Raw genomic sequence first — 22,865 nt, 5'->3', positions numbered from 1 at the left:
TTCCTTCTTTCCTGGAAAAAGTGTGTCAGTGAGGTCTGGCCGCTTAGATCTCGTCGATCGACGACGACTCGAAGCGGGAGGAGATGTTGATGCCGAGCTCTTCCGCAGCGCGGAACGCTTCGTCGTCCGCGTCGCGCAGGCTGACCTGCTGGCCGTCCGCCGAGAGCACCTCGACGTTCAGGCAGAGCGACTGCATCTCCTTGATGAGCACCTTGAAGGACTCCGGGATGCCCGGCTCCTGGATGTTCTCACCCTTGACGATGGCCTCGTAGACCTTGACGCGACCGATGATGTCATCCGACTTGATGGTCAGGAGCTCCTGGAGCGCGTACGCGGCACCGTATGCCTCGAGCGCCCAGACCTCCATCTCACCGAATCGCTGTCCACCGAACTGCGCCTTACCACCGAGCGGCTGCTGGGTGATCATCGAGTACGGACCGGTCGAACGCGCGTGGATCTTGTCGTCGACCAGGTGGTGCAGCTTCAGGATGTACATGTAGCCGACCGAAACCGGGTCAGGGTACGGCTCGCCGGAACGGCCGTCGAACAGCTGGGTCTTGCCCGAGCTTCCGATGAGGCGGTCCCCGTCACGGGTGACGGTGGTCGAGTCGAGCAGACCGGCGATCTCCTCCTCCTTGGCACCGTCGAACACCGGGGTGGCGACCTTGGTGTTCGGGGCGGCGGAGAAGGCGGCCTCCGGGAGCTCTGCAGCCCACTTCGGCTTGCCCTTGACCTCCCAGCCGTTCTTCGCGATCCAGCCGAGGTGGATCTCGAGGACCTGACCGAAGTTCATGCGTCCGGGGACACCCAGCGGGTTGAGGATGACGTCGACCGGGGTTCCGTCCGCGAGGAACGGCATGTCCTCGACCGGCAGGATCTTGGAGATGACACCCTTGTTGCCGTGACGGCCGGCGAGCTTGTCACCAGCGGTGATCTTGCGCTTCTGGGCGATGTAGACCACGACGCGCTGGTTGACGCCGGAGCCGAGCTCGTCGTCGCCGTCCTGCGAGTCGAAGACCTTGACACCGATGATCGTGCCCTCTTCACCGTGGGGAACCTTGAGCGAGGTGTCGCGCACCTCGCGGCTCTTCTCGTTGAAGATCGCGCGGAGCAGACGCTCCTCTGCCGAGAGCTCGGTCTCGCCCTTCGGCGTGACCTTTCCGACCAGGATGTCTCCGGGGCGGACCTCTGCACCGATGCGGATGATGCCGCGCTCGTCGAGGTCGGCCAGGAGGTCCGGGCTGACGTTCGGCAGGTCGCGGGTGATCTCTTCCTTGCCCAGCTTGGTGTCGCGGGCGTCGACCTCGTACTCCTCGATGTGGATCGAGGAGAGGGTGTCGTCCTTCACCAGGTTCTGGCTGAGGATGATCGCGTCCTCGTAGTTGTGACCCTCCCACGGCATGAACGCGACGAGCAGGTTCTTACCGAGCGCGAGCTCGCCGTTCTCGGTGGCGGGACCGTCGGCGATGACCTCGCCTTCCTCGATCCGGTCGCCCTCGGAGACGATCACGCGGTGGTTGTACGACGTGCCCTGGTTGGAGCGGTCGAACTTGCGCAGGTAATAGGTCTTCGTCCCACCCTCGTCGAGCTGGATGGTGACGGCGTCAGCCGACACCTCCGACACGACACCGGCCTTGTCGTTGATCAGCACGTCGCCGGCGTCGATGGCTGCGTAGCCCTCCATACCGGTTCCGACCAGCGGGCTCTCCGAACGGACGAGCGGCACAGCCTGACGCTGCATGTTCGCACCCATGAGGGCGCGGTTCGCGTCGTCGTGCTCGAGGAACGGGATGAGCGAGGTCGCGACCGACACCATCTGGCGCGGCGAGACATCCATGTAGCCGATCTCGTCCGCCGGGATCAGGTCGACCTCTCCACCCTTCTGACGGGCCAGGACGCGGTCCTCCGCGAAGTGGCTGTCAGCGGTCAGCGGAGCGTTGGCCTGGGCGACGATGTAGTCGTCCTCCTCGCTCGCCGTGAGGTAGTCGATCTGGTCGGTGACCTTGCCGCCGACGACCTTGCGGTACGGCGTCTCGATGAAACCGAACGAGTTGATCCGCGCGAACGATGCGAGCGAACCGATCAGGCCGATGTTCGGGCCTTCCGGGGTCTCGATCGGGCACATGCGGCCGTAGTGCGACGGGTGGACGTCACGGACCTCGACGCCTGCGCGCTCACGGCTCAGACCACCGGGGCCGAGGGCCGAGAGACGGCGCTTGTGGGTCAGACCCGCGAGCGGGTTGTTCTGGTCCATGAACTGCGACAGCTGGCTCGTTCCGAAGAACTCCTTGATCGCGGCGACGACGGGGCGCACGTTGATCAGGGTCTGCGGCGTGATGGCCTCGATGTCCTGCGTGGTCATGCGCTCGCGGACGACGCGCTCCATGCGGGACAGACCGGTGCGGACCTGGTTCTGGATGAGCTCGCCGACGGCGCGGATGCGACGGTTGCCGAAGTGGTCGATGTCGTCGACATCGAGACGGATCTCGACAGGCTCTCCGTTGCGGACGCCGTTGAAGGTGGTCTGGCCGTCGTGCAGCGCGACGAGGTACTTGATCGTGGCCAGGATGTCCTGCACGGTCAGCACGGAGTCGCTGAGCGGGGCGTCGAGCCCGAGCTTGCGGTTGATCTTGTAACGGCCGACCTTGGCGAGGTCGTATCGCTTCGAGTTGAAGTAGAAGTTGTCGAGGAGCGCACGCGCGGCCTCTGCAGCCACCTGCTCACCCGGACGCAGCTTGCGGTAGATGTCCTTGAGCGCCTCCTCCTTGGTGAGGATGGCGTCCTTCTCGAGGGTCAGCTCGATCGACTGGTAGCCCTTGAACTCCGAGAGGATCTCCTCGGAGGTCAGACCGAGCGCCTTGAGGAACACGGTGACGGACTGCTTGCGCTTGCGGTCGATGCGAACGCCGACCTGGTCGCGCTTGTCGATCTCGAACTCGAGCCATGCACCACGGCTCGGGATGACGCGAGCGGAGTAGATGTCCTTGTCCGACGTCTTCTCGGGCGTGCGCTCGAAGTAGACGCCCGGGCTGCGGACGAGCTGCGACACAACGACACGCTCGGTGCCGTTGATGACGAAGGTGCCCTTCTCGGTCATCAGGGGGAAGTCGCCCATGAAGACGGTCTGCGTCTTGATCTCACCGGTGAGGTGATTCATGAACTCGGCTTCGACGTAGAGAGGAGCGGAGTAGGTCTTACCCTTCTCCTTGCACTCGTCGATCGAATACTTCTTCTCTTCGAGGAAGGGGTTGGTGAAGGAGAGCTGCATCGTCTCACCGAGGTCTTCGATCGGGGAGATCTCCTCGAAGATCTCCTCGAGACCGGTGTTGCTCGGCAGATCCTGGCGACCCTGCTCCTGGGCTTCGGCGACGCGGGCCTTCCACGCGTCGTTTCCGACCAGCCAGTCGAAGCTCTCGGTCTGCAGTGCGAGCAGATCCGGAACGGTGAGGGTGTCAGTGATCTTTGCGAACGAGAGACGAGATGCGTTTCGTCCGTTCTTGGGTGTCTTGTCAGTGTTGGTTGCGTTGCGCGCAGCAGCCAAGGAAATAACCTCCGTGGGCCCCGTCGGGCCTCAGTTACTGTCTGTCAGTGTGTGTACTGTATGGACGAGAACTCCCAGGGGATCGTGCTGGCGCCCATCTGACCTGTGAACCAGGCCCAGGCGCGCACGGAAGATAAGCAAGGCCGACCGCAATATGAAGGCAGATGTTTGTCTGGGAGCGCAAAAGACAACTATATGTCAAATGGGCGCGCCGTGTCTACTCTTTTCTTGACCCGATGCGCATCCTTGCGGTATAACCCGCGGGGCCTCTCCGTTATTTCCGCGGAAAGACGCGGATTCAGCCCGTCGGAAGCGAGTCGACGGTCGCGAGAATCGCCTCCTCGCGCGACCGCGGAGACCAGCCGAGCAGCCGTTCCGCCTTGGCCGCCGACGCCCTGCGCACGGCCCCGAGGTCCGGAAGCGACCCCCGCACGGCACGGCTGAACGGCGCGAGCGCCTTCAGCACCCCGTCCGGCATCGTCTTGGTGGTGATGCGGGCGCCGGCCTCTCCGAGATGCCCCCGGATGAGGAGTGCCACCTCCTGCGCGCTCATCACGTCGCCGGCGATCGCGAGGAACCGCTGACCAGCCGCCTCCGGCCTGGTCATGGCCAGGAGGTGCAGCGCAGCGACGTCGCGGACGTCCACGATGCCGAAGCTGACGTTCGGCAGGCGAGGGAGGCGTGCATCCCGCACCGCCTTGATGAGCTGCACGGAGCTGGAGTAGTCGTGCCCGAGCACGGGGCCGAGGATGCCGACCGGGTTCACGGTCGCGAGTTCCAGCCCGCCGCCCTGTTCTTCCTGGATGAACGCCCAGGCCGCGCGCTCGGCGAGCGTCTTGGACTTCGCGTACGCGCTCACCGGCACGCCGCTGTCGAGGTCGGTCCAGTCGTCCTCGGTGAACGGGCGGTCGGTCGGCGGGTGGCCGTAGCCGATGGCGGCGAACGAGGAGGTGAGCACGACCCGCTGCACGCCCGCATCCCGAGCCGCGCGCAGGACGCGGAGTGCGCCGTCGCGAGCGGGCACGATGAGGTCGTTCTCGTCCTTCGGCTGCGTCGCTGGGAACGGAGACGCGACGTGCAGCACGAACGCGCAGCCGGCGACCGCCTCCGCCCAGCCGTCGTCGGAGGTGAGGTCCGCGACGGCGAAGGTGAGCCTGTCCCCTCCCGCGTCCTCCAGGCCGCCGGCGACGAGCTGGGAGCGGACGTCGGCTGCGCGGGCGGGGGTCCGGATGGTGGTCCGCACCTCGTAGCCGGCCTGCAGGGCCTGGAGAACGCAGTTCGCCCCGACGAAGCCGGAACCGCCGGTGACGAGCACTCGTTGTGTCATGCCGCTCATCCTCCTCCTCAATCAAGGAGCGGACGAGGCTCCTCGAGCTAGGAACGGACGATGGCGATGGCCTGGGCGCGGTCGCGCACGGCCAGCTTCGCGAAGATCGCGTTGATGTGCGTCTTCACGGTGGCGACGCTGACGAACAGGGCGGACGCGATCTCGCCGTTGCTGAGGCCGTCCGCGACGAGGGCGAGCACCTCCACTTCCCGTTTCGTGAGGGTGGGGAAGCGGGCGGAGAGCGACGAAGCCGGCGCCGGCGCAGAGCCAGTGCCTGTTCCGCCGGTCAGGGTGCTGACCAGCAGCGCCCCGACCTCGGGCGCGAACGTCGACTGTCCGCTGGCGACCGCCCGCACGGCGGCGGCGAGTTCGGCGCGGCCCGCATCTTTGGTGAGGTAGCCGCGCGCTCCCGCGCGCAGTGCGCTCAGTATCGATTCGTCGTCCGCGTACGTGGTGAGCACCAGGATCGCCGTGCCTGGCACCTCCCGGACGATGCGCTCAGTAGCGGCCACCCCGTCGAGCCCTGGCATCCGCAGATCCATCAGCACCACATCCGGATGCTCGGCTGCGGCGAGCGCGACAGCCCGCTCCCCGTCCTCCGCCTCCCCGACCACCTCGATGTCGGGGAGGAGGCCGAGCACGGTGACGAGGCCGTCGCGGATGATCGCCTGGTCGTCGGCGACGACGACGCGGATGCTGCGCTGGTCGGTCATGAGAGCTTCGCCTCCGCTGTCACCGTGAATCGGTCGCCCAGCACACCAGCGGTCGCCGCCCCGCCGAGCGGGAGGGCGTGGAAGCGCTCGCGCATCCCCTCCAGGCCGTGGCCTCCACCGGAGGCGGCGAGCGCGGAGGTTCCAGGAGCGGCGGCTGCTTCGTCGGAGAGCGGATTGGAGACGGTGAGGCGCACACTGCCAGTGTTCCAGGCGAGGTCTGCGCGCACGGGTTCGCCGGGCGCGTGTTTGCGCGCGTTGCTGAGGGATTCCTGCAGTGCTCGTTGCAGCGCGGCGGCCTGGCCGGCGCTGAGCGTGACCGGTTCGCCGTGCAGCGTGACGTCGACCACGCCGCCGAGCGAGCGGTGCGCAGCGAGCAGATCGTCGACGGCCGCCGAGAACGCGGACGGCGAGACAGAGCCGGATGAGCCGCTCCCGTCCGGATCGCGCAGAGCCGCGACCGCGCGCCTGGCCTCACTGAGCCCGCTCGCGGCGAGCGCCCTCGCGTCCGTCACCCTGGCGCCTGCCGCTGCGCTGTCTCCCGCTTCGAGCAGCGCTTCGACGGCGTCGAGCTGGATGACCAGACCGCCCAGGCTGTGCGCGAGCACATCGTGCAGGTCGCGGGCGATGGCGATGCGTGCCGCTTCCTCTCTCATCTCCAGCTCGCGCTGCTGCAGAAGCACGGCCTGCTCCTCCGCCTGGCGGAACTGCCGTCTGCTGAGTCCGGCGAAGACGGCGAGGATGACGCCGCCCATCATCGCGAGAACGGCTGCGACGTCCGTGCCGAACGGGATCGCTCCGACGGCGACCAGCGCCAGCGTGATGGCCGCCAGCCCGAGACCGGCGAGCACGGGGAAGCGCAGCGTTCCGACCGTGGCGAGGACGGCGATGGCAGCAGGGACGACCGAGAGGCCGTCCGACGGGGCGGCGACGATGCCGCCTGTCACCGCCGCGATGACGAGGAGGGTCGGTTCGAGACTGCGAACCCCCGCGAGGGCGAGCGCGCCGCGAGCGAGCCAGGCTGCGACAGACACGAGCGCGACGACGAGCACCCAGACCGGCCGCTCGCTCGAGTGCGAGACGACGAGCGAGAACCCGATGGCGAGCGCGCCGAAGAGATTGAGCGCGAAAGCCAGCGGGCTCTGTCGTCCTGTCTGATTCACGATCCCATCATGGTGCGAATCGTCCGGACGGGGGGTCACACGGTCACGGCCGCGTGGCGGCCGAGCCTGCTGGCGAAGACCGCTGTGCGGGCTGCACGGTTCGCGGCGAGCATGAGCAGGATGACCCCGGTGGATGCGGCGAGGTGCGAACCTGCCATGCCTGCCAGCACGTCGATGCCGACGCGCACGACGATGACGAGCACCCAGAGCACGAGTCCCCACGCCCCCGTGCGGGACTCGTACGTCGCGACCTCCCTGCGGTCCTTGCCGATGTCGATCGGTTCCGGCAGCGGGCGGAAGTGGGCGATGGCGCCCATCCACGCCCCGATGCCGAGGGAGATCACGAGCTCGACGACGAGGACCCCGAGGTCGAGAGCGGTGAGCGCGGTCGGCTTGGTGGTCTGCACGATCATGACGAGGCCGACGATGCCGAAGATCGCCGGCATCCGCCACATCCGGCCGATCGAGACGGGGCGCCAGGTCATCTGCCTGACGCCGATCCAGCCGATCGCGACGAGGATGAGGAGTGCGTTCCCGAGCGTTTCGAGCGTCATGGCCGGCCTTTCGTGTCCGTGCGGCGCCGGGCTGTTCCGGCACTGTTCCAGCGTGCCCGGGCTGGAGTGCATCCGGCACAGCCCCAGGGAGGGGATGCGGGTGGAGATCCGGGTGGAGGTCGCAGCCTCATCCCGCGCGACTAGGGTGGATGCCGTGCCAGAGAACCCGTCCGTCGTGCTCAAGGAGAGCGGCTATCTCGCGACGATCGAGCCGGACAGGTTCGTGCCTGGCTCGTACCAGCTCGTGGTGGACGGCACTCCCCAGTCGCATGTCAACCTCGACGACCCGTCGCAGCTCTTCTTCGAGTACGTGCAGCGGATGGGGAACGTCATCGACCTCATCGGCGACCCGGGCCAGCCGATCACGGCCGTGCACCTCGGCGCAGGCGCGCTGACTCTGCCGCGGTACATCGCGTACACCAGGCCGGGCTCCCGCCAGCAGGTGGTGGAGCTGGAGAGCAACCTCGTCGACCTGGTGCGGGAGAACCTTCCACTCCCCCGCTATGCGCAGGTGCGCATCCGGCACGGCGACGCCCGCGAGGTGGTCGGGAAGCTGCCGGCCGGGCTGCGCGGCTCTGTCGACCTGCTGGTCATCGACATCTTCAGCGGCGCGCGCACCCCGGCGCACGTCACCAGTGTGGAGTTCTACCGCTCAGCGGTGTCGCTGCTCGCCCCGGACGGGATCGTGCTGGTCAATGTGGCGGACGGGCCTCCGCTGACGTTCGCGCGCAGCCAGATCGCGACACTCGGTTCCGTGGTGGAGAACGTCGCCGCGCTGGCAGAGACGCAGGTGCTCAAGGGGCGCAGGTTCGGCAACGTCGTACTGGTCGGGTCGAACGCCTCCCTTCCGCTCGACTGGCTTCCCCGGCTGCTCGCGAGCGGCCCGCACCCTGCCAAAGCGGTCGCGGGCGCCGAGCTGAAGACCTTCGCAGGCAAAGCTCCGATCGTCACGGACGCCACCAGCGTCCCCTCCCCGCCGCCCGCCCGCAGCATCTTCCAGACCGGCACCCGCCGCGATTGACAGCCGTCGAGTCCGAAGCTGTTCACACCGCGGCCCGGCGTGTCGCCTGAACTACTCCGGGCTCGATGGCTGCGCGCGCGGGTCAGGCGTGGCGGAAGGTGACGAGCTGACCGGGGCGGAGCTGGGCGAAGGCGTCGAGGGAAGCGGTGGCGACCACCGCGATCACGGGGTAGCCGCCTGTCACGGGATGGTCGGCGAGCAGCACGGTCGGCCTGCCGTCCGGCGACACCTGCACGGAACCCGCGACCATCGGCTCGCTCGGCAGCTCGGTGGTGATCGCCCGCTCCAGCAACGGCACGGGATGCTGTTCCACCCCCGCGGCGTGCGCCGGCGTGCGCGGAGGGTCGAGTCGCGCGCCGACCCTGTTGCTCGACGCGCTCAACCGCCACTCCACCGCGTAGAACGCCTCCAGGGCGGCCGAGGTGAACCAGTCGGCCCGTGGCCCAGGATGTGCGCGCACCTCCACCACGCCGGCGGAGGGCTCGGCCACCGGCACGAAGTCCAGCAGTGGCACCTCGGCCAGGGGATGCTCGCCCACCGCGAGCACATCGCCCGCCCGCAGCGGCGCAGGTCCGATGCCGGACAGCAGATCGGAAGACCGGGAACCGAGCACCTGCTCAGCGGCGATGCCGCCGCGCACGGCGAGATAGCTGCGCGCTCCGGCAGCGGGAGCAGCGATGGTGAGCACGGCGCCGACCTCCGCGTGCTGCGCGAGGTGCAGGTCCACCGGTCGGCCGTCGAGCGCGATCTGGCCTGCTGCGCCGGTCACGGCGAACCAGGCAGGCGCGGCGAACCGCGCGGTGAAGCCGCCGAAGAGGAGCTCGAGCCCCGCGCATCCGCCGTCGTTGCCGACCAGGCGATTGCCGAGCGCGAGCGCCGCCCTGTCGAGCGCGCCGGACGGGCTGACGCCGAGGTGGGCGAGGCCCGGCCGTCCGCCGTCCTGGACCACGGCAAGCGGGCCGGGCTCCACGACCACGATGCTCACGACGCCTCCACGAACCGCACCGCCGTGCCGGGCGATAGCAGCGCCGGCGTCTCGGCCGAGGCGTCCCAGATGGTGGCGTCCGTCGTGCCGATCAGCTGCCAGCCGCCAGGACTCGACCGCGGGTACACCCCACTGAACTCTCCCGCGAGTCCGACCGCCCCGGCGGGGACCGCCGTTCGCGGGGTCGCGCGGCGTGGCACCACCAGACGCTCGTGGTCGGTGACCAGGTAACCGAACCCCGGCGCGAACCCGCAGAACGCCACCAGCCAGGGAGATGCGGTGTGCAGCGCGACCACGTCGGCCGGCCGCATCCCGAGCAGCGCAGCCACCTCGGCCAGGTCGTCGCCGTCGTAGCGGACGGGAACCTCGACGACGCGTGCGTCCGCGGCGTGCGGCGGCTCAGGGACGGTGTGCGCGAGCCAGTTCGTGGCGACGCTCAGCGGGAGCACGGAAGGGTCGACGGTGACGCCGATGGTGCGGGCGGCTGGCACCAGGTCGATAACGCCGGCCGGACGGGTGCGTTCGAGCGCGCGGTAGAGGGCGAGCACCGCATCCAGGTCGTCGAGTTCGGCCAGGAGGCCGCGGTCTCCGTTCTGGAGGACGCTGACGGTCATCGCCACGCCTCGACGCGCACGCCGGCGTCGGTGAGCGCGGCCCGGACGGCGGCGGCCATGGCGACGGCTCCCGGGGTGTCGCCGTGCACGCACAGCGAGTCGACCCGCACGGCGATGTCCGTGCCGTCCGCCGCGACGACGCGGCCGTCGAGCGCGAGGCGCAGGGCGCGTTCGGCGATGGCGACGTCTCCGGACAGGACGGCGCCTGGCTCGGTGCGCGGCACCAGAGTGCCGTCCGCGCGGTATCCACGATCGACGAACGCCTCGTTGACGAAGCGGAGGCCTGCATCCTCTGCCGCGTCCGCGATGGCGGAGCCGGCGAGGCCGAGCAGCGGAAGCCCACGGTCGAAGGCCGCGACGGCGCTCGCTACTGCCCCCGCTTGCTCGCGGTCGGTGACGATGCGGTTGTAGAGGGCGCCGTGCGGCTTGAGGTACGAGACGCGCGTACCCGCCACCCGCGCGATGCCGCTCAGCGCGGCCAGCTGGTAGACGACCTCGTCGTGCAGGGTCTCAGGAGGCACATCCATGCTGCGGCGGCCGAAACCGGCGAGGTCGCGGTATGAGACGTGCGCGCCGATCGCGACGCCGTTCTCCGCGGCGAGCCTGCAAGTGGCGAGCATCGTGGATGCGTCGCCGGCGTGGAAACCGCACGCCACGTTCGCGCTCGACACCAGGCGGAGCATCGCCGCGTCGTCGCCGAGGGTCCACGCGCCGAACGACTCGCCGAGGTCGCTGTTGAGGTCGATCGAACGTTCCACCCCTCCATTGTGTCGGCTGGTCGCGTCGCGCGTCACGCCTCCTGGTCGTCGTTGTAGCGCGAGAGCATGCCTGCGAAGGCGCGTAGTTCGTCGGCCGTCCAGCCGGACAGGCGCGTGGTGAGGGCCGCCCGAACCGTGCTCGCGGCGTCGCGCAGGGCGGCTGTGCCCGCATCCGTGAGGCGGAGCGCCAGGCCGCGCGACGCATCCGGTTCGGCGGAGGCAACGAGGCCGAACTCGGCGAGCGCGGCGAGCTGACGGGAGACGGTGGAGCGGTTGAGCTGGAAGTGCGCGGCGATGTCGACGGCGCGGCAGCCGGGGTTGGCGCCGATGTAGCTGAGGAGCGATTGGTCGACGAAGGAGAGGGCTTCGTTCTCGCGGCGAACCCTCGCCGTGCCGCGGCGGGCGACGGTGGTCAGCTGGGCCCCGATGCTGGCGATGATGTCGTCCCGGTCGGGCTGCTGCTCTGGATGCGTGGTCACAGCTCCAGGATATCTGTTGCATTATGCAACGCTGATTGTGCAACAATGGATGTTGCATAGTGCAACTATGTATCTCCCGCTCTTCTCCCTCCCCCAGCAGAAACGAGACAGCACCGGTATGTCCACGCACCGCATCGCCCCCATGCCCGTCCAGCAGCGACGGTCGATCTGGCCACCTGCCTCGTTCTGGAAGGCCCTCGGATCGCACCTGCTCATTCCGCTGTTCCTGGCCGCCGGCATGGCGCTGGCGTATCTCGGCGCCTTCCACCAGCCGGAGCCGCACGACCTGCCGGTCGCCATCGTCGGCACGGGGCCTGCGGCGGACGTGTTCGCGCAGACCCTCAACGACAAGGCGGCGAAAGAACTCGATGTGACCACCGTCGCCGACGCCTCGACCGCACGCGCGAAGGTGAAGAGCCAGGAGCTCGCTGCCGCGTACGAGACGGACGCCACCCACGCCACGATCATCGTCTCGACGGCGAGCTCGGCGACCACGGCAGAAGCGGCGACCAAGCTGTTCCTCCCCATCGCCTACCAGCAGCACCTGCCCGTCACCATCGACGACGTGCGACCAGCCGCGGTCAAGGACGGCACGGGCCAGGGCCTGTTCTTCCTGCTCGTGGCCCTCAGCGTCGGCTCGTACGCCAGCGCCATCGCGGTCGCCGCCGTCACCGCCAAGCTCGGGATGGGCTGGCGCATCGGGATCGCGGCGGGCGTCGCCCTCGTGGTCGCCGGGATCGGCGTCGTGGTCGCAGGCCCGGTCTACGGCGTGCTCTCCGGGAACGAGTGGAGCATCTGGCTGCTCGGCGCCCTGTATGTGTTCGGCATCGTGACGATCGGCATCGGACTGCATCCGGTGCTCGGAAAGTGGACGACGCCCGCGCTCACGATGCTGTTCGTAATGCTCAACTTCACCAGCTCCGGCGGGATCTTCGCCGCGTCGCTGTCTCCCGCGCTGTTCGCAGGGCTCAACACCTTCTGGAACGGGGCGGCCTGGCTGGATGCGGCGAGGGCCCTGACCTACTTCCCCGGCCAGGCGTTCGGCTTCGACGGTCTCCGGCTCGCGCTCTGGGCGACGGCGGGGATCGCGCTGATCGGCGTGACCCACCTGCTCAGCGCGCGGAAGCGGCGCCTCGCCGACGAGCAGCGCCTCGTCACCGCCGCCGAAGAGGAGTCGGTCATCGCCGCCTGACCCCTGCCCCGCCCGGCCCCGCAACCATCGAGCCCGGACTTGTTCGGGCGACACGCCGAGGTGTCGACGGAACAAGTCCGGGCTCGATGGTTGCGGGGCCGGGCGGGGGTCAGGGGGCTGGGGCAGCGGCGGCGGCGCGGGCGCGGTGGGCGCGGACCTTGGCGCGGTTGCCGCAGCGCTGCATCGAGCACCAGCGGCGATTGCCGGAGCGGGACGTGTCGAGGTAGACCAGGTCGCAGTCCTCGGCGGAGCACTCGCGGATGCGACCGTCGGCCTCCGCGGAGAACAGGCGGACCGCATCCCTGGCCACTGTGGCGAGCGCCTGGTGCGGGCGGGCGTTGGTGCGCCCGGCCTGACGACCGCCGCCGGCCAGCACGGGCGGGATGTCCGGGGTCGCGACGAACAGGTTGACGACGTCGACATCCTCAGGGCGAAGCGTCTCGCCGATGCTCTGCTGCCTGGCCAGGCGGCCGATCGCGGAGCCGAGGGCCGCCGCATCCCGGAACTCGCGGTCGCCCGCGGTCGGTGCGACCTCGGGGAAGCGGGCGGTCAGCCAGTCGTTCAGTTCTTTGGCATCATGGACTGTCTGCCACTCGCCGCCGTCCTGGTCGAGTCCTCCGGTGTAGGAGAAGTCGAGCGCCAACGCGCCGGAGTCGAACCAGAAGTGCTGGCCATCGGCCGAATCCATCCACTGTCCGGTGCCGTTGGTGAGTATCGCAGCGATCGCCATGTAACCAATATAGTCGGTTACGCGGTGCCGGATGGGATACTGAGCGGATGGCCGCCACTCGCCCGGATCCGACCCACATCATCGACGGCAGCGTCGTGCGCCTGCGGGCGCTCAGCCGCGAAGACCTGCCCGACCTGTTCGACGCCATCGGGCATCCGGAGGTCTTCGCAGGCGGCTGGGGAGGCGGCCCGGCCGCATACCGCGACACCTACGAGGAATGGCACGAGTTCATCGTGAAGTACCTGCAGTGGGGCACGGGCAACGTGACGGCGGTCTGCCTGCGCAACGACGGCGACCGCATCGTCGGCACGACCACGCTCGGCGACTTCGACCTCGTGAACGAGTCCGCCCACATCGGCTGGACGGCGTACGCACCGGAAGTCTGGGGCACCAGCGTCAACGCGGAGACCAAGCGCCTGCTGCTCGGAACCGCGTTCGACAACGGCTTCGAGCGGATCAAGCTGCAGGCCGACGTGCTCAACGCCCGTTCGCGCCGGGCCATCGAACGCCTCGGTGCGAAGCCGGAGGGCGTCCTCCGCCACATGCAGCGGCGCGCAGACGGAACCTGGCGAGACACCGCGGTGTTCTCGATCCTGCACGAGGAGTGGCCGGAGGTGCGGGCCGGCCTGGATGCGCGACTCGCCGCGGCAGACGCCTAGGCCTCCCCCAGCTCCCTCAGTGCCCCTGCTCGCTCGCCGCTGACGCCGCCATGCGGCGCTGCGCCGCCGAGACCTCGCGGTGCTGCCAGGAGATGAGGTTCGCCGCGTCGAAACGGCGAGAGCACGCACCGCAGGCGAGCGCCCGCGCCGGTTTGCGGTAGCGGTAGTGCGTGTGGCCGCGCGGGCAGGTGCCGACCCAGGGCGCGAGGTCGTCCGCGATCGCTCCGCCGTGCAGCCGCTTGCCTTCGTAGCCGAGGTCGATGGCGGTCGCGCGCCAGCGAGGGCCGTGCCCCGCGCGGGAGCCGGCGAGCGCGTGCGCGACCTCGTGCAGCAGGATCTGGTGGATCTCGTCGTCGTCGTAGCGGGCGGCCAGGTAGCGGGAGACCGTGATGCGCTTCGCCGTGTAGTTGCAGAGGCCAGCACGCGTCTTCGCGTTGTCGAAGTCGAACGTCCACACGGACGGGTCGAGGTGGAGGGCGATCAGAGCGTTCGCCCAGCGCCTGACGCGTTCCAGATCAGCCATCAGTGCCCACCACCGGGTGGATGCGCTCGACGGCCGGACAACTCATGCCAGAATCCTACGCGCGTTTCGCGCCGCCCTTCCAGGGCAGGGAGAGCACACGGAGCCGTGCTCAGCGCGCGTCGTCGTGCGAGGTCTCCTGCGGCTCCGGCGCGCGGTTCGCGGCGTCCGGGCCGCGCCGCTCCGAAGCCGCAGCTGCCGCTTCGTCCTTCTCGCCGCGGTGTGCGTCGGCGAACGACTTGACCACCGCGACGGCGATCAGCGAGCTCTCGATGTCGCTCGGCGACGCCCCCAGCTTCTCCCGGAGGAAGACCGCTGCCGTCACATCGGCGAGCGCGTTGTCGTAGTCCTCAGCGTCGAAGTACGCCTTGCCGCGGTTCTGGGTGGCGAACGCCTCGAGCGCCGTCCACTCGTGCGCGTGCGCCTCGTCGACGCATCCGGTGAGCTCGGTGATCGCCTCGTCGAGCTTGCCCTGGAACTGCAGGACCTGCGCCCTGCGGACGCGCGCTCCGAGCAGCTGCTCCCTGTCGCCGGTGAACCGCGCCTGGCGCACCGCCTCGTTGCCGACCTGCATCGCCTCGTCCAGCCGGCCGAGCAGACGCAGCAGCACGGTCTTCTCGTTGAGCGCGCTGAGACTGCGCAGGCCGCCGAGTTCGTCGAGCCTCAGGCCGGCCGCACGCAGGTCGACGCGCTCGCGCAGGGTGGTCGGGTCGTAGCCGAGGATGATGCTCAGGGTTCTGCTCCAGGTCGTGTAACCATCCCAGACTAACGCGACACGTCGATCAGCCGGGGTGCTTGACGGATTGGGCAGGCGTCAGAGCGACCTGGATCAGCTTGTCGTCGCCGGAGCGGGGGTCGCCTCTGCCGTCGGTGTTGTTCGTGAGCAGCCACAGCGTGTCGCCGTGCGCGACAGCATCCCGCAGCCGTCCGAAGTCGCCGTCGAAGAACGGTTCGACGGTCACAGGCGCGCGACCGGCGGTCGACCAGATCGTCCAGAGCCGCTGGCCGCCGAGCCCCGCCATGAAGATCGTGTCGCCGACGATGGCCAGCCCGCTCGGGCTCGCCTGGTCGGTCGGCCACTGGTAGACGGGGTCGGTGTATTTCGGTTCTCCGCCGATGCCCTCGACGTTCGGCCAGCCGTAGTTCGCGCCCGGCGTGATGATGTTGAGCTCATCCCAGGTGTTCTGACCGAACTCGCTCGCCCACATCGTGCCGTGCGAATCCCAGCCGATGCCCTGCGGGTTGCGGTGCCCGTACGACCAGACGGGCGAGCCGGGGAACGGGTTGTCGCCTGGGACGCCGCCGTCCGGCGTGACGCGCAGGATCTTGCCACCCAGCGACGCGACGTTCTGCGCGTTCGCCGGGTCGGAGGCGTCGCCTGCGGTGATGTAGAGCATCCCGTCCGGCCCGAAGGCGAGGCGTCCACCGTCGTGGTTGGACGCCTTCGGGATGCCCGTGACGACGTTCTCCGGCGCGCCGATCGCGTAGCTGCCTGGCACGCCGGTCAACGGCATCCGCACGACGCGGTTGTCATCGGAGGTCGTCTCATATGCGTAGAGATACCGCGGCGCAGACTCCTTCTGCACGGCCAGGCCGAGCAGGCCGCCCTCACCGGAGTGGACGACGCCCGGCACGGTGCCGACGGTGCGCATCCCGCCCTGCGGCAGCCGTTCGAGCACGGTGCCGCTGTCGCGCTCGCTGATGAGCGCGGAGCCGCTGGCGAGCGGCACGACCGACCACGGCGCGTTCAGGCCGGTCTCGAGCACGGTCGTCTGCCCGGACGGCTGCCACGGGATGGCGGGGATGGCCGGGATGCTCGTGGTGGGCGACGGCCGAGGAGTGGGGGTCCTGGTCGCGGTCGGCTGCGGCACGGGCGCCGGCGCCGTGCACGCGACGAGCGCGCCTGCGACGGCGACGACAGCGGCGACGAGCATCGCCTTCCGCCGGAGCGGCCGGACACCTGCGGCTCGGTTCATGGCGCTGCCTCCCTCTCGACTGCGCGGACCGTGGGGTCATGGTAACCCCACGGTCCGAGCGGCCGTTCAGGCTGCGCGCTACGCCCTGCCGCGCCTGCGGCGGGCGACGAAGGCCGCGCCGATCAGCATCAGCAGCGCTCCCCAGGCGGCGACGAGGAGGTAGTCGCCTGCCGAGCCTGTCGCGGCCAGGCCGCCTGCCGCCGAGGTCGCGCCAGGGCCGGGCGCAGGGGCGGTGGTGAACGTCGGGTCGGGAGTCGGCTTCGGCGTCGGCGTCGTGCCTGGGCCGCCCGGCTCGCCGGGTCCCGACGGGTCGACCGGCTTGTTCACGACGACCTGCGAGCAGGCGGCGTCCGGCTTGCCCGTGCACGTTCCGTCCGTCGTCGGCGGCTTCCACGGTCCGACAGGCGGCGTGCTGACGGTCGCGATGTTGGCGTACGTTCCCGCCTTCGCGAAGGTGAGCGTGACGTGCAGGTCGACGGATGCGCCCTGCTTCAGCAGCGCGATCGGCCAGCTCACCACACCGTTGCTCTCCGTGCCGCCCTGGTCGGCCGAGACGAAGGTCGATCCGGTCGGCAGCGTGTCCGTGACGGTGAACGCCGTCGCGTCGAGCGCGCCCTGGTTGGCGACGGTGATCGTGTACTCGACCGCGTCCTTCTCCATGACGCTCAGGGCCTTGGCCGTCTTGCCGATCGACAGCGCCCCGAATTCGTAGGTGTTCGTGATCGTTGTCGTCTGATCGGCGGGGACAGCGCCTGCCTGCTCGGTGGACAGGATGTGGATCGTGCCCGCCGAGATCGAGCGATCGGCCTCTCCGTAGCTACCCGGTGCTCCGTGCTCGGCTACCGTGCAGTCTGCGCCGAGCGGGATGCCGTCGATGCGGGCGGTGAGCCCGGTCGCGGTCGCGAGCGAGAGCTGAGCGGCGGTTCCGAGATCGACGGGCGCCCCGGCGACCGTGCAGACCACGTCGGCCAGGAACTCGGCCGGTGCTGCGGCTGCCGCCGACCCTGTGACGACCTTGTCGACCTGCAGCGGACCGGTGACGATCGTCACGCCGGCCTTCACGGGAGCACGGCGCACCGTCCCTCCGCCGGTCAGCGCTGCCGTCGCACCGAACTGGTTCCACGCGTACGAAGCGCCGGACGCGATCGAGACGGGAGCCCCATCCGGAGCCGCGGCCGTCGCCGGGCGGTTGATCGTGCGGTACGTCGCGCCGACGGTGGCACCGGGCGCCAGCGTGCCTGCCGCCGTCGTGGTGAAGTCGAGCGTCACGCGGATGCCGGTCACGGCCGACCAGTCGCCGGTGAACGCGGTGGACGGCGTCCACTCGGACGCGACGGGGTTCGCAGAACAGGTCGGGTCGCTCGGCCAGGCCGTCGCCCCAGCGCCGACGCAGACGTCCGGCGCGGTCGTGACCTCCCAGGTGGTGGTCGTGCCGACCGGCGCGTCGGCGACGAGTCCGAATGCGGGGTCGAAGACCGGGCGGTAGGTGGAGCCGCGGCTGGAGCCGGTGGCGAGCATCCGGTCGCCGGGCGTCGGGAGCGGTTCGACGAACACGAGCGCGTCGTACGTCACCGTGCCGCTGTTGATCGCGCGCAGCCGCCACTGGTCCGTTCCGCCGACCACGGTGTTCGCCGCACACGGGGACACGTAGTATCCGTCCGCATCCGGGGCGCAGGTGGCGCCGGAGTTGGTCACGTTGACCGCGCCCGTGACGATGCCGTCGACCACGTCACCCTTCACGCCCTTGCTCGTGTAGAGCGACGGGCCGGAGATCGGCTGTACGTAGTTGCTCGTGCCGCAGGCGTCGGCCGCGAGGCCGGAGAGCACTCCCTGGCCGTTGCCCGAGGTGTTCGTGCACGCATCCAGGGTCTGCGCCGTGCTGACGGAGAACTGGTTGACCGCCTGCTGCGAGCCGGTGAGTCCCGGCTGCAGCACGAGGTTCAGCTGCACGGTGAACCGCTCGCCAGGAGACATCCGCGCACCACCGGCAGGCCAGGTGAGGATGAGCTCTCCCGTCGCGGGGTCGAGGGCGGCCGCCGGGGTGACGGAGAGCGTTCCGCCCGGCGTCGTCGCGTACGTCGGAGCCTCGCCGTCCCAGACGAGCGAGCTCGGCAGGGTGTCGACGAGCTTCGTGACGTCGACGAAGCCTGTGCCGGTGTTGGCGAAGGTCAGCGTCCAGACGTTCGGGTCGCCGACGCTCACCGTGTGCACGCCGTTCTCCGGCGTCTTCGAGACGTCGAGGTTGTGCGTTCCGGTCAGCAGGGCGATGCTCGCGGAGGCGTCGTCCGTCCTGTCCGCGTACACGGCGGGGTTGTCCGTGCGGTGCGTCAGAGCCGTCACGGTGTCCGCCACCGTGCTCGGGAAGACGATCGCGGAACCGTCGCGTGCCGCATCCCGCAGTTGCACGTGCAGGACGGCGCTTGCGGTGAAGTTCGCCGGGATCGTGCTGCGGCTGAACAGTCCGCCGTCCGCCCGGCTGAACACGAACCGGATGCCTGTGATCTGGTCGACGGCGGTCGTCGGCAGCGAGGCCGTCGCGGCGGTCGTGCCGGTGATCCAGGTGGCTGTCCCTCCCGTCTGCACATCCACCCGTACCTGATCGGCCCCTGCCGGCAGCGCGACGTCGCCCGCGGCAAGGCCGGTGAGCGCGAACTCGTTCCAGAACGCCTGGTCGACATCCGCGATGGTGAGCTGGTGCGTCGCGGCGGTCGCCTGACCCTGGTTCGCGGTGAGCGTGACGGCGACGGGTGCGTGCCTGTCCTTCTCCAGCACGGACGGCGTCGAGAAGCTCTTCGACGCCTGCACGTCGAGCGTGGCGGTCGTGAGCGTCAGGCCGGCGTTGTCGCTGTCGCTCGGCTGCGAGCCCTGGCCGGTCGGGTAGAGCACGGGGTCGTAGCCCTGCGCGAAGGCGTAGTTGTCGACACGGAACGCCTTCACCTCCGCTGAGGGGACGCTGCGCTGAGTCACCCGCACCTGCGTGCTCAGGATCATCGAGAGCTTCTGACCGCCGGCGATCGACCCGCCGTCCGCCGCGGGGTCCGTGCCCTGGTAGACGACGCTGACGCCGACCACATCCACGAGGTCGGCTGCCTGCAGCACCACGGCCTGGATCATCGGGATCGACGTGGTGCTGAGCGTGCCGTCTGCCGCTCGGTGCCACAGCGTCACCCGCGACTCGGAAGGGTCGACCTGACCTGCCGGGATGGCGAACGCGATCTTCGTCAGATTCAGCCGCTCGAACGGGCTGGCCGCGCTGTAGCTCGCACCCGCGAACGGGTCGGTCGCCCAGGCGTTCGCAGCGGAGAGGCAGTCACCCATGGATGCGCTGTCGCACGGCGACGGGTCCGTCACTCTGATGTACGAGGCGCGGGCTGCTGCGGCGTTCGTGGCCGTGATGGTGAAGTCGTTGCGCGGGTAGTCCCCCGCATCCACGTCGCCTGCCTTCGGAACGACCATCGTCGTGTGCTCGCTCGTCTTCGCGACGTCCACCAGCGGCGGCTGGTCGATCAGGGCGATGTTGTCCGCGGCGTTCACCGGGCCGACCGGCGTCCCGTTGTGCACGCCGGAGGCCGAGCTGCGGTTCCAGACGGTGCCTGCGGTCGGGTCGTTGAACACCGTGTTCGCGGTCGCGAACGGGTGAGCGAGGTCGGCGGGGTCGCGCTGCAGGTTGCGGAGCTGCCAGACCAGGCCGAAGCTGCGCGACTGACCGAAAGCGACGGTCGCGATGCCGGAGCCGACCGGAGGAGCACTCGGGTCGGTGGACGTTGCGCGGGCTGCGTCGTTCGGGGCGACGGTGATGCGGACGCCGGTGGTGTCGCGCAACTCGGTCTGGCTCAGGTCGTATCCCTTGAAGCCGGTGCCGTTCATCCAGGTGCCGCCGGGAGCAGCCACCAGGTTCCATGCGTTGTCGTGGTACAGCCAGACCTCGGTGACCGCATCCCACTTCAGCAGGGGCTGGGAGGCGAAGCTGACCGGCGCGATCCGCACCAGGTCGAACGCCTGGAACACGGTCTGCGACGGGTCGGTCTCGTTCGACGCGGGGTCGGAGATCGTCACAGAGCTGTACCCGGTGTCCGTGACACCCCAGGAGAGCACGGTGCCTGCCCGCTGACCGGACTGCGACGGCAGCTCTGTCAGGTCGCCGGTGAGATCCTGCTTCGTCCACTTCTTGGCGGTGGCGAGCGAGCCGGTTCCGCTCGTGCTCCTGATGGCGGCGTTGGCGTTCGCGGTCAACACGTCGCTCACGACGGGAGGCGCACCGGTGATGACGCCGGACGCGTGCGACTTCGCCTGGTTCTGGTAGGTGCTTGCTGCGGCGTCGGCGACCGACGTCGTGCCTGTGCCGTCGCGCAGGTCGGCTCGCGCCTGGGCGGTGACGTTCGGGCTCACCGTCGTCCCCTGCGCGAAGCCGGCCGGGTTGGCGAAGGTGAAGCGCAGGCCGGTTATGCTGCCGACGAGTCCGGCGGGAAGGGCGGCGCTGTAGTTCTGGGCGGCGGCCGTCGCATCCACCACGGTCAGGACCGTGTATGTCGTGCCGCCGTCCGTCGAGTACTCGACGGTCATCGTCGAGCCGAGCGGCACCTGCGTCGGAGCGATCGCGATCGGATTGAACGCGTTGTAGAAGTCGTTGGCCGTTCCCTGACGCCAGGCGTCCTCGACCACGATGGTGTTCGGCCGCACGTACGCGGAGTCCGTGGACGTGGTCGCCGGGAGCTTGGCCACGACGGTCGAGCCAGGGGACACGGCGCCGGACGGCGAGATCGACTTCGCCAGCTTCAGCGAGATCTCCGGGTAGAAGATCTTGAGGGGCGCCGTCGCTGTCTTGCTCGCTGTTCCCGCCGGGTTCGTGCCGGTGACCTTCACAGTGTTCGTCACGTCCGCGGGGCTGTCGCTCTCGGCGACGTAGTCGGCGGCGGGGGCGATCAGGAACTGCGCGCTTGCGATGGCGCCGACCGCGACGGAACCGGTGTACGTCAGATCGAGGCCGGTGAGGTGGGCTCCGCTGGGAGCGGCGGGAGGAACGGGTGTCGCGCCGTCGAGGAACGGAACCGCGGCACTGCTGCCGTCGGAGTAGAACCAGACGACGGATGCGCCCGTCGCACCGGACGGGTACGACAGCGGCGCCGCGAAGCCGCCGAAGCCGAGCGAGGCGGTGAAGAAGTCGCGGTCGCCGAGGGTCAGCGAGGTGAGCGGGCCGTTCGAGTCGTTCTTGCCCGTGATCGAGGCGGTCGCTGTGGTGCCGGCGGGGATGCGGCTGGGCGCGATGGTCTTCCCAGCGCTGACGACGACGTTCAGGCCGCCGATGGTGAACGGTGCCTGCGCAGTCTTTGAGACTTCCGGCTTGCCGGGAACGGTGACGGTGCCTGTGACCCTGTTGGTGACGGTCGCACCACCCACCAGGGATGCGGAGGTGATGCGGTTGTCTGCGCGCTGCGCGACGGCGATGCCGACGCTGCCTGGTGCGCCGTTCGCGGCGATCGTGGCGCCGGTGCTGCTGGTGTAGCTGAACCGGAGGCCGGCCACGTCTGCCTGGGCGATGCCGGCGGGAAGCTGGATGTCGGCGGCGGAGGTCGGAGGGCCGGTCTGCCACTTCCAGGCGTTGGAGCCGCTGTCGTACACATATGCGTCGACCTGGACCAGGTCGGCGCCCGCCGGAAGACTCACAGCGCCGAAGCCGGCGAAGTCGACGATCGCGAACGGGTTGGACGTGTCGAGGCCCGTTGCACCGTCCTGGGCGGTGGTCGGGTCCTGCACGGCGAGCTTCTCAGCCGGAACGTTCGAGGTGTTCTGGCTGGTCAGGGTGATGGTCGAGGTCGCGCCAGGCGCGAACTGCTGGTTCGCAGGGGCCCAGGTCTTCCCGACCTTCTCGTCCACGGAGACCGGGATGTTCACGGTCACGTCGGCGGAGCCACGCGCATCCGGTGCTGTCGACGACGTGCCGAGTGCAGTGTTCGTGACCGCGACGCCGTTGTACGCCCAGTCGGGCGCGAGGTTCTGCGGCGCTTTCATGGTCACCGTCACGCGGTACGTGCCGCCTGCCGGGATCCCGACGCCGCCGGCGACCGTGTCGGTGAAGAGCACGGTGAGGACGCACGACGAGGTGACAGTGTTCGTGCACCCGGTGAGCGTCTTGGTGAACGGCTTCGAGCTCGGGGAGACGCTGGTCTCCAGGATGCTGAACCCGGCGAACTGGGCGGGGAGCGCATCCACCAGCTTGGCGTCGACGCAGTCGTTGTCGTCGCAGCCGACCATCACCGTGTAAGTGAACTCCGACCCGTTCGTCACGGCGACCGCAGCCTTGCCGTCGACGGACTTGTCGACGGTGAGGGATGCGGTCGCCGCGAACGCCGGCCCCGCGACCACGCTGCCGCCGACGAGGGCGACGACGAGTGCCACGGAGACCGCACCGAGGCGCTTCAGTCGCCCGAAGGCGAGAGCGCTGCTGTCTCGATGCTTTGCTGTGGAGCTGCTGAACGGATTTCGAGCATGACGGAAGGCGCGACGAATCACAGAATCGGGTCTCTGTTCCGCGGAAGCCGGGTAAGCACGCGCGATCGAGCCGATTCGGGTCAGCTCGGGCGGCGCGACCCCCGGTTCGGGTTCCGGGAGTTTCTTCCGCCCTTCATGTATATCTAC

Annotated in this window: 17 protein-coding genes; 3 read left to right on the top strand and 14 right to left on the bottom strand. The window is 69.4% G+C overall.

Going from position 1 to position 22,865, the window contains the following annotated elements; all coding sequences use genetic code 11:
• Window positions 1-43 precede the first annotated feature (43 nt).
• The 5 genes from rpoB to ASE16_RS10640 all read right to left on the bottom strand — a co-directional run bounded on the left by rpoB (window position 44) and on the right by ASE16_RS10640 (window position 7,295).
• Window positions 44-3,541, bottom strand: coding sequence for a DNA-directed RNA polymerase subunit beta (gene rpoB, locus ASE16_RS10660; RefSeq protein ID WP_055894677.1), 3,498 nt, complete (start codon window positions 3,539-3,541; stop codon window positions 44-46).
• Between the two features lie 298 nt (window positions 3,542-3,839).
• On the bottom strand, window positions 3,840-4,868 hold the full coding sequence (locus tag ASE16_RS10655; RefSeq protein ID WP_235500461.1) for an SDR family oxidoreductase: 1,029 nt from the start codon (window positions 4,866-4,868) through the stop codon (window positions 3,840-3,842).
• Between the two features lie 47 nt (window positions 4,869-4,915).
• A complete protein-coding gene (locus ASE16_RS10650; RefSeq protein ID WP_055894673.1) occupies window positions 4,916-5,581 on the bottom strand; it encodes a response regulator transcription factor in 666 nt (221 codons plus the stop codon).
• Window positions 5,578-6,741 carry a sensor histidine kinase gene (locus tag ASE16_RS10645; RefSeq protein ID WP_055894671.1) on the bottom strand — a complete coding sequence of 388 codons (1,164 nt, stop codon included), beginning with the start codon at window positions 6,739-6,741 and terminating at the stop codon, window positions 5,578-5,580. Before ASE16_RS10645 ends, ASE16_RS10650 begins: the two co-directional genes overlap by 4 nt.
• Before the next feature lie 35 nt (window positions 6,742-6,776).
• The gene (locus tag ASE16_RS10640; RefSeq protein WP_055894669.1) at window positions 6,777-7,295 is read right to left on the bottom strand and encodes a hypothetical protein; all 519 of its coding nucleotides are present in this window, start codon (window positions 7,293-7,295) and stop codon (window positions 6,777-6,779) included.
• Between the two features lie 154 nt (window positions 7,296-7,449).
• Here ASE16_RS10640 and ASE16_RS10635 point away from each other — a divergent pair, with 154 nt between their 5' ends.
• Window positions 7,450-8,316: a spermidine synthase gene (locus ASE16_RS10635; protein WP_055896324.1), complete on the top strand. Its 867-nt coding sequence runs from the start codon at window positions 7,450-7,452 to the stop codon at window positions 8,314-8,316.
• Window positions 8,317-8,398: 82 nt separating this feature from the next.
• On the opposite strand, the gene ASE16_RS10630 is transcribed toward ASE16_RS10635, so the two are convergent.
• Genes ASE16_RS10630 through ASE16_RS10615 form a run of 4 tightly spaced genes read right to left on the bottom strand, consistent with a single transcriptional unit; the run spans window position 8,399 to window position 11,152 of the window.
• Window positions 8,399-9,301 (bottom strand): biotin-dependent carboxyltransferase family protein, encoded by a 903-nt coding sequence (locus ASE16_RS10630; RefSeq protein ID WP_082581388.1) that lies wholly within the window; start codon window positions 9,299-9,301, stop codon window positions 8,399-8,401.
• Entirely contained in the window at window positions 9,298-9,915 is a 618-nt protein-coding gene (pxpB, locus tag ASE16_RS10625; protein ID WP_055896318.1) for a 5-oxoprolinase subunit PxpB, read from the bottom strand. Before pxpB ends, ASE16_RS10630 begins: the two co-directional genes overlap by 4 nt.
• Entirely contained in the window at window positions 9,912-10,673 is a 762-nt protein-coding gene (locus ASE16_RS10620; RefSeq protein ID WP_055894667.1) for a LamB/YcsF family protein, read from the bottom strand. Before ASE16_RS10620 ends, pxpB begins: the two co-directional genes overlap by 4 nt.
• A gap of 32 nt (window positions 10,674-10,705) precedes the next feature.
• Window positions 10,706-11,152 (bottom strand): MarR family winged helix-turn-helix transcriptional regulator, encoded by a 447-nt coding sequence (locus tag ASE16_RS10615; protein WP_055894665.1) that lies wholly within the window; start codon window positions 11,150-11,152, stop codon window positions 10,706-10,708.
• Between the two features lie 67 nt (window positions 11,153-11,219).
• On the opposite strand from ASE16_RS10615, the gene ASE16_RS10610 reads away from it, so the two are divergent.
• Window positions 11,220-12,344, top strand: coding sequence for a hypothetical protein (locus tag ASE16_RS10610; protein WP_082581387.1), 1,125 nt, complete (start codon window positions 11,220-11,222; stop codon window positions 12,342-12,344).
• 109 nt (window positions 12,345-12,453) lie between these two features.
• Here the strand turns inward: ASE16_RS10610 and ASE16_RS10605 are convergent, their stop codons facing one another.
• Window positions 12,454-13,074 (bottom strand): CGNR zinc finger domain-containing protein, encoded by a 621-nt coding sequence (locus ASE16_RS10605; protein ID WP_235500460.1) that lies wholly within the window; start codon window positions 13,072-13,074, stop codon window positions 12,454-12,456.
• Between the two features lie 47 nt (window positions 13,075-13,121).
• Between ASE16_RS10605 and ASE16_RS10600 the strand changes: the two genes are divergently transcribed.
• Complete coding sequence (locus tag ASE16_RS10600; protein ID WP_055894664.1) at window positions 13,122-13,733, top strand: GNAT family N-acetyltransferase; 612 nt, start codon at window positions 13,122-13,124, stop codon at window positions 13,731-13,733.
• Between the two features lie 16 nt (window positions 13,734-13,749).
• On the opposite strand, the gene ASE16_RS10595 is transcribed toward ASE16_RS10600, so the two are convergent.
• The 4 genes from ASE16_RS10595 to ASE16_RS10580 all read right to left on the bottom strand — a co-directional run bounded on the left by ASE16_RS10595 (window position 13,750) and on the right by ASE16_RS10580 (window position 22,625).
• Window positions 13,750-14,256, bottom strand: coding sequence for a SprT-like domain-containing protein (locus ASE16_RS10595; protein WP_055894662.1), 507 nt, complete (start codon window positions 14,254-14,256; stop codon window positions 13,750-13,752).
• A 109-nt stretch (window positions 14,257-14,365) separates the two neighbouring features.
• The gene (locus ASE16_RS10590; protein ID WP_235500459.1) at window positions 14,366-14,863 is read right to left on the bottom strand and encodes a hypothetical protein; all 498 of its coding nucleotides are present in this window, start codon (window positions 14,861-14,863) and stop codon (window positions 14,366-14,368) included.
• A 172-nt stretch (window positions 14,864-15,035) separates the two neighbouring features.
• Window positions 15,036-16,229 (bottom strand): PQQ-dependent sugar dehydrogenase, encoded by a 1,194-nt coding sequence (locus ASE16_RS10585; protein ID WP_200949622.1) that lies wholly within the window; start codon window positions 16,227-16,229, stop codon window positions 15,036-15,038.
• Between the two features lie 78 nt (window positions 16,230-16,307).
• Entirely contained in the window at window positions 16,308-22,625 is a 6,318-nt protein-coding gene (locus tag ASE16_RS10580; protein ID WP_055894657.1) for a DUF5979 domain-containing protein, read from the bottom strand.
• Window positions 22,626-22,865 lie beyond the last annotated feature (240 nt).

It is taken from the genome of Leifsonia sp. Root227 (genome assembly GCF_001428745.1).
Taxonomy (GTDB): domain Bacteria; phylum Actinomycetota; class Actinomycetes; order Actinomycetales; family Microbacteriaceae; genus Leifsonia.
The sequence above is the reverse complement of the archived record's forward strand: the minus strand, read 5'-3'. Positions and strand labels throughout refer to the sequence as shown.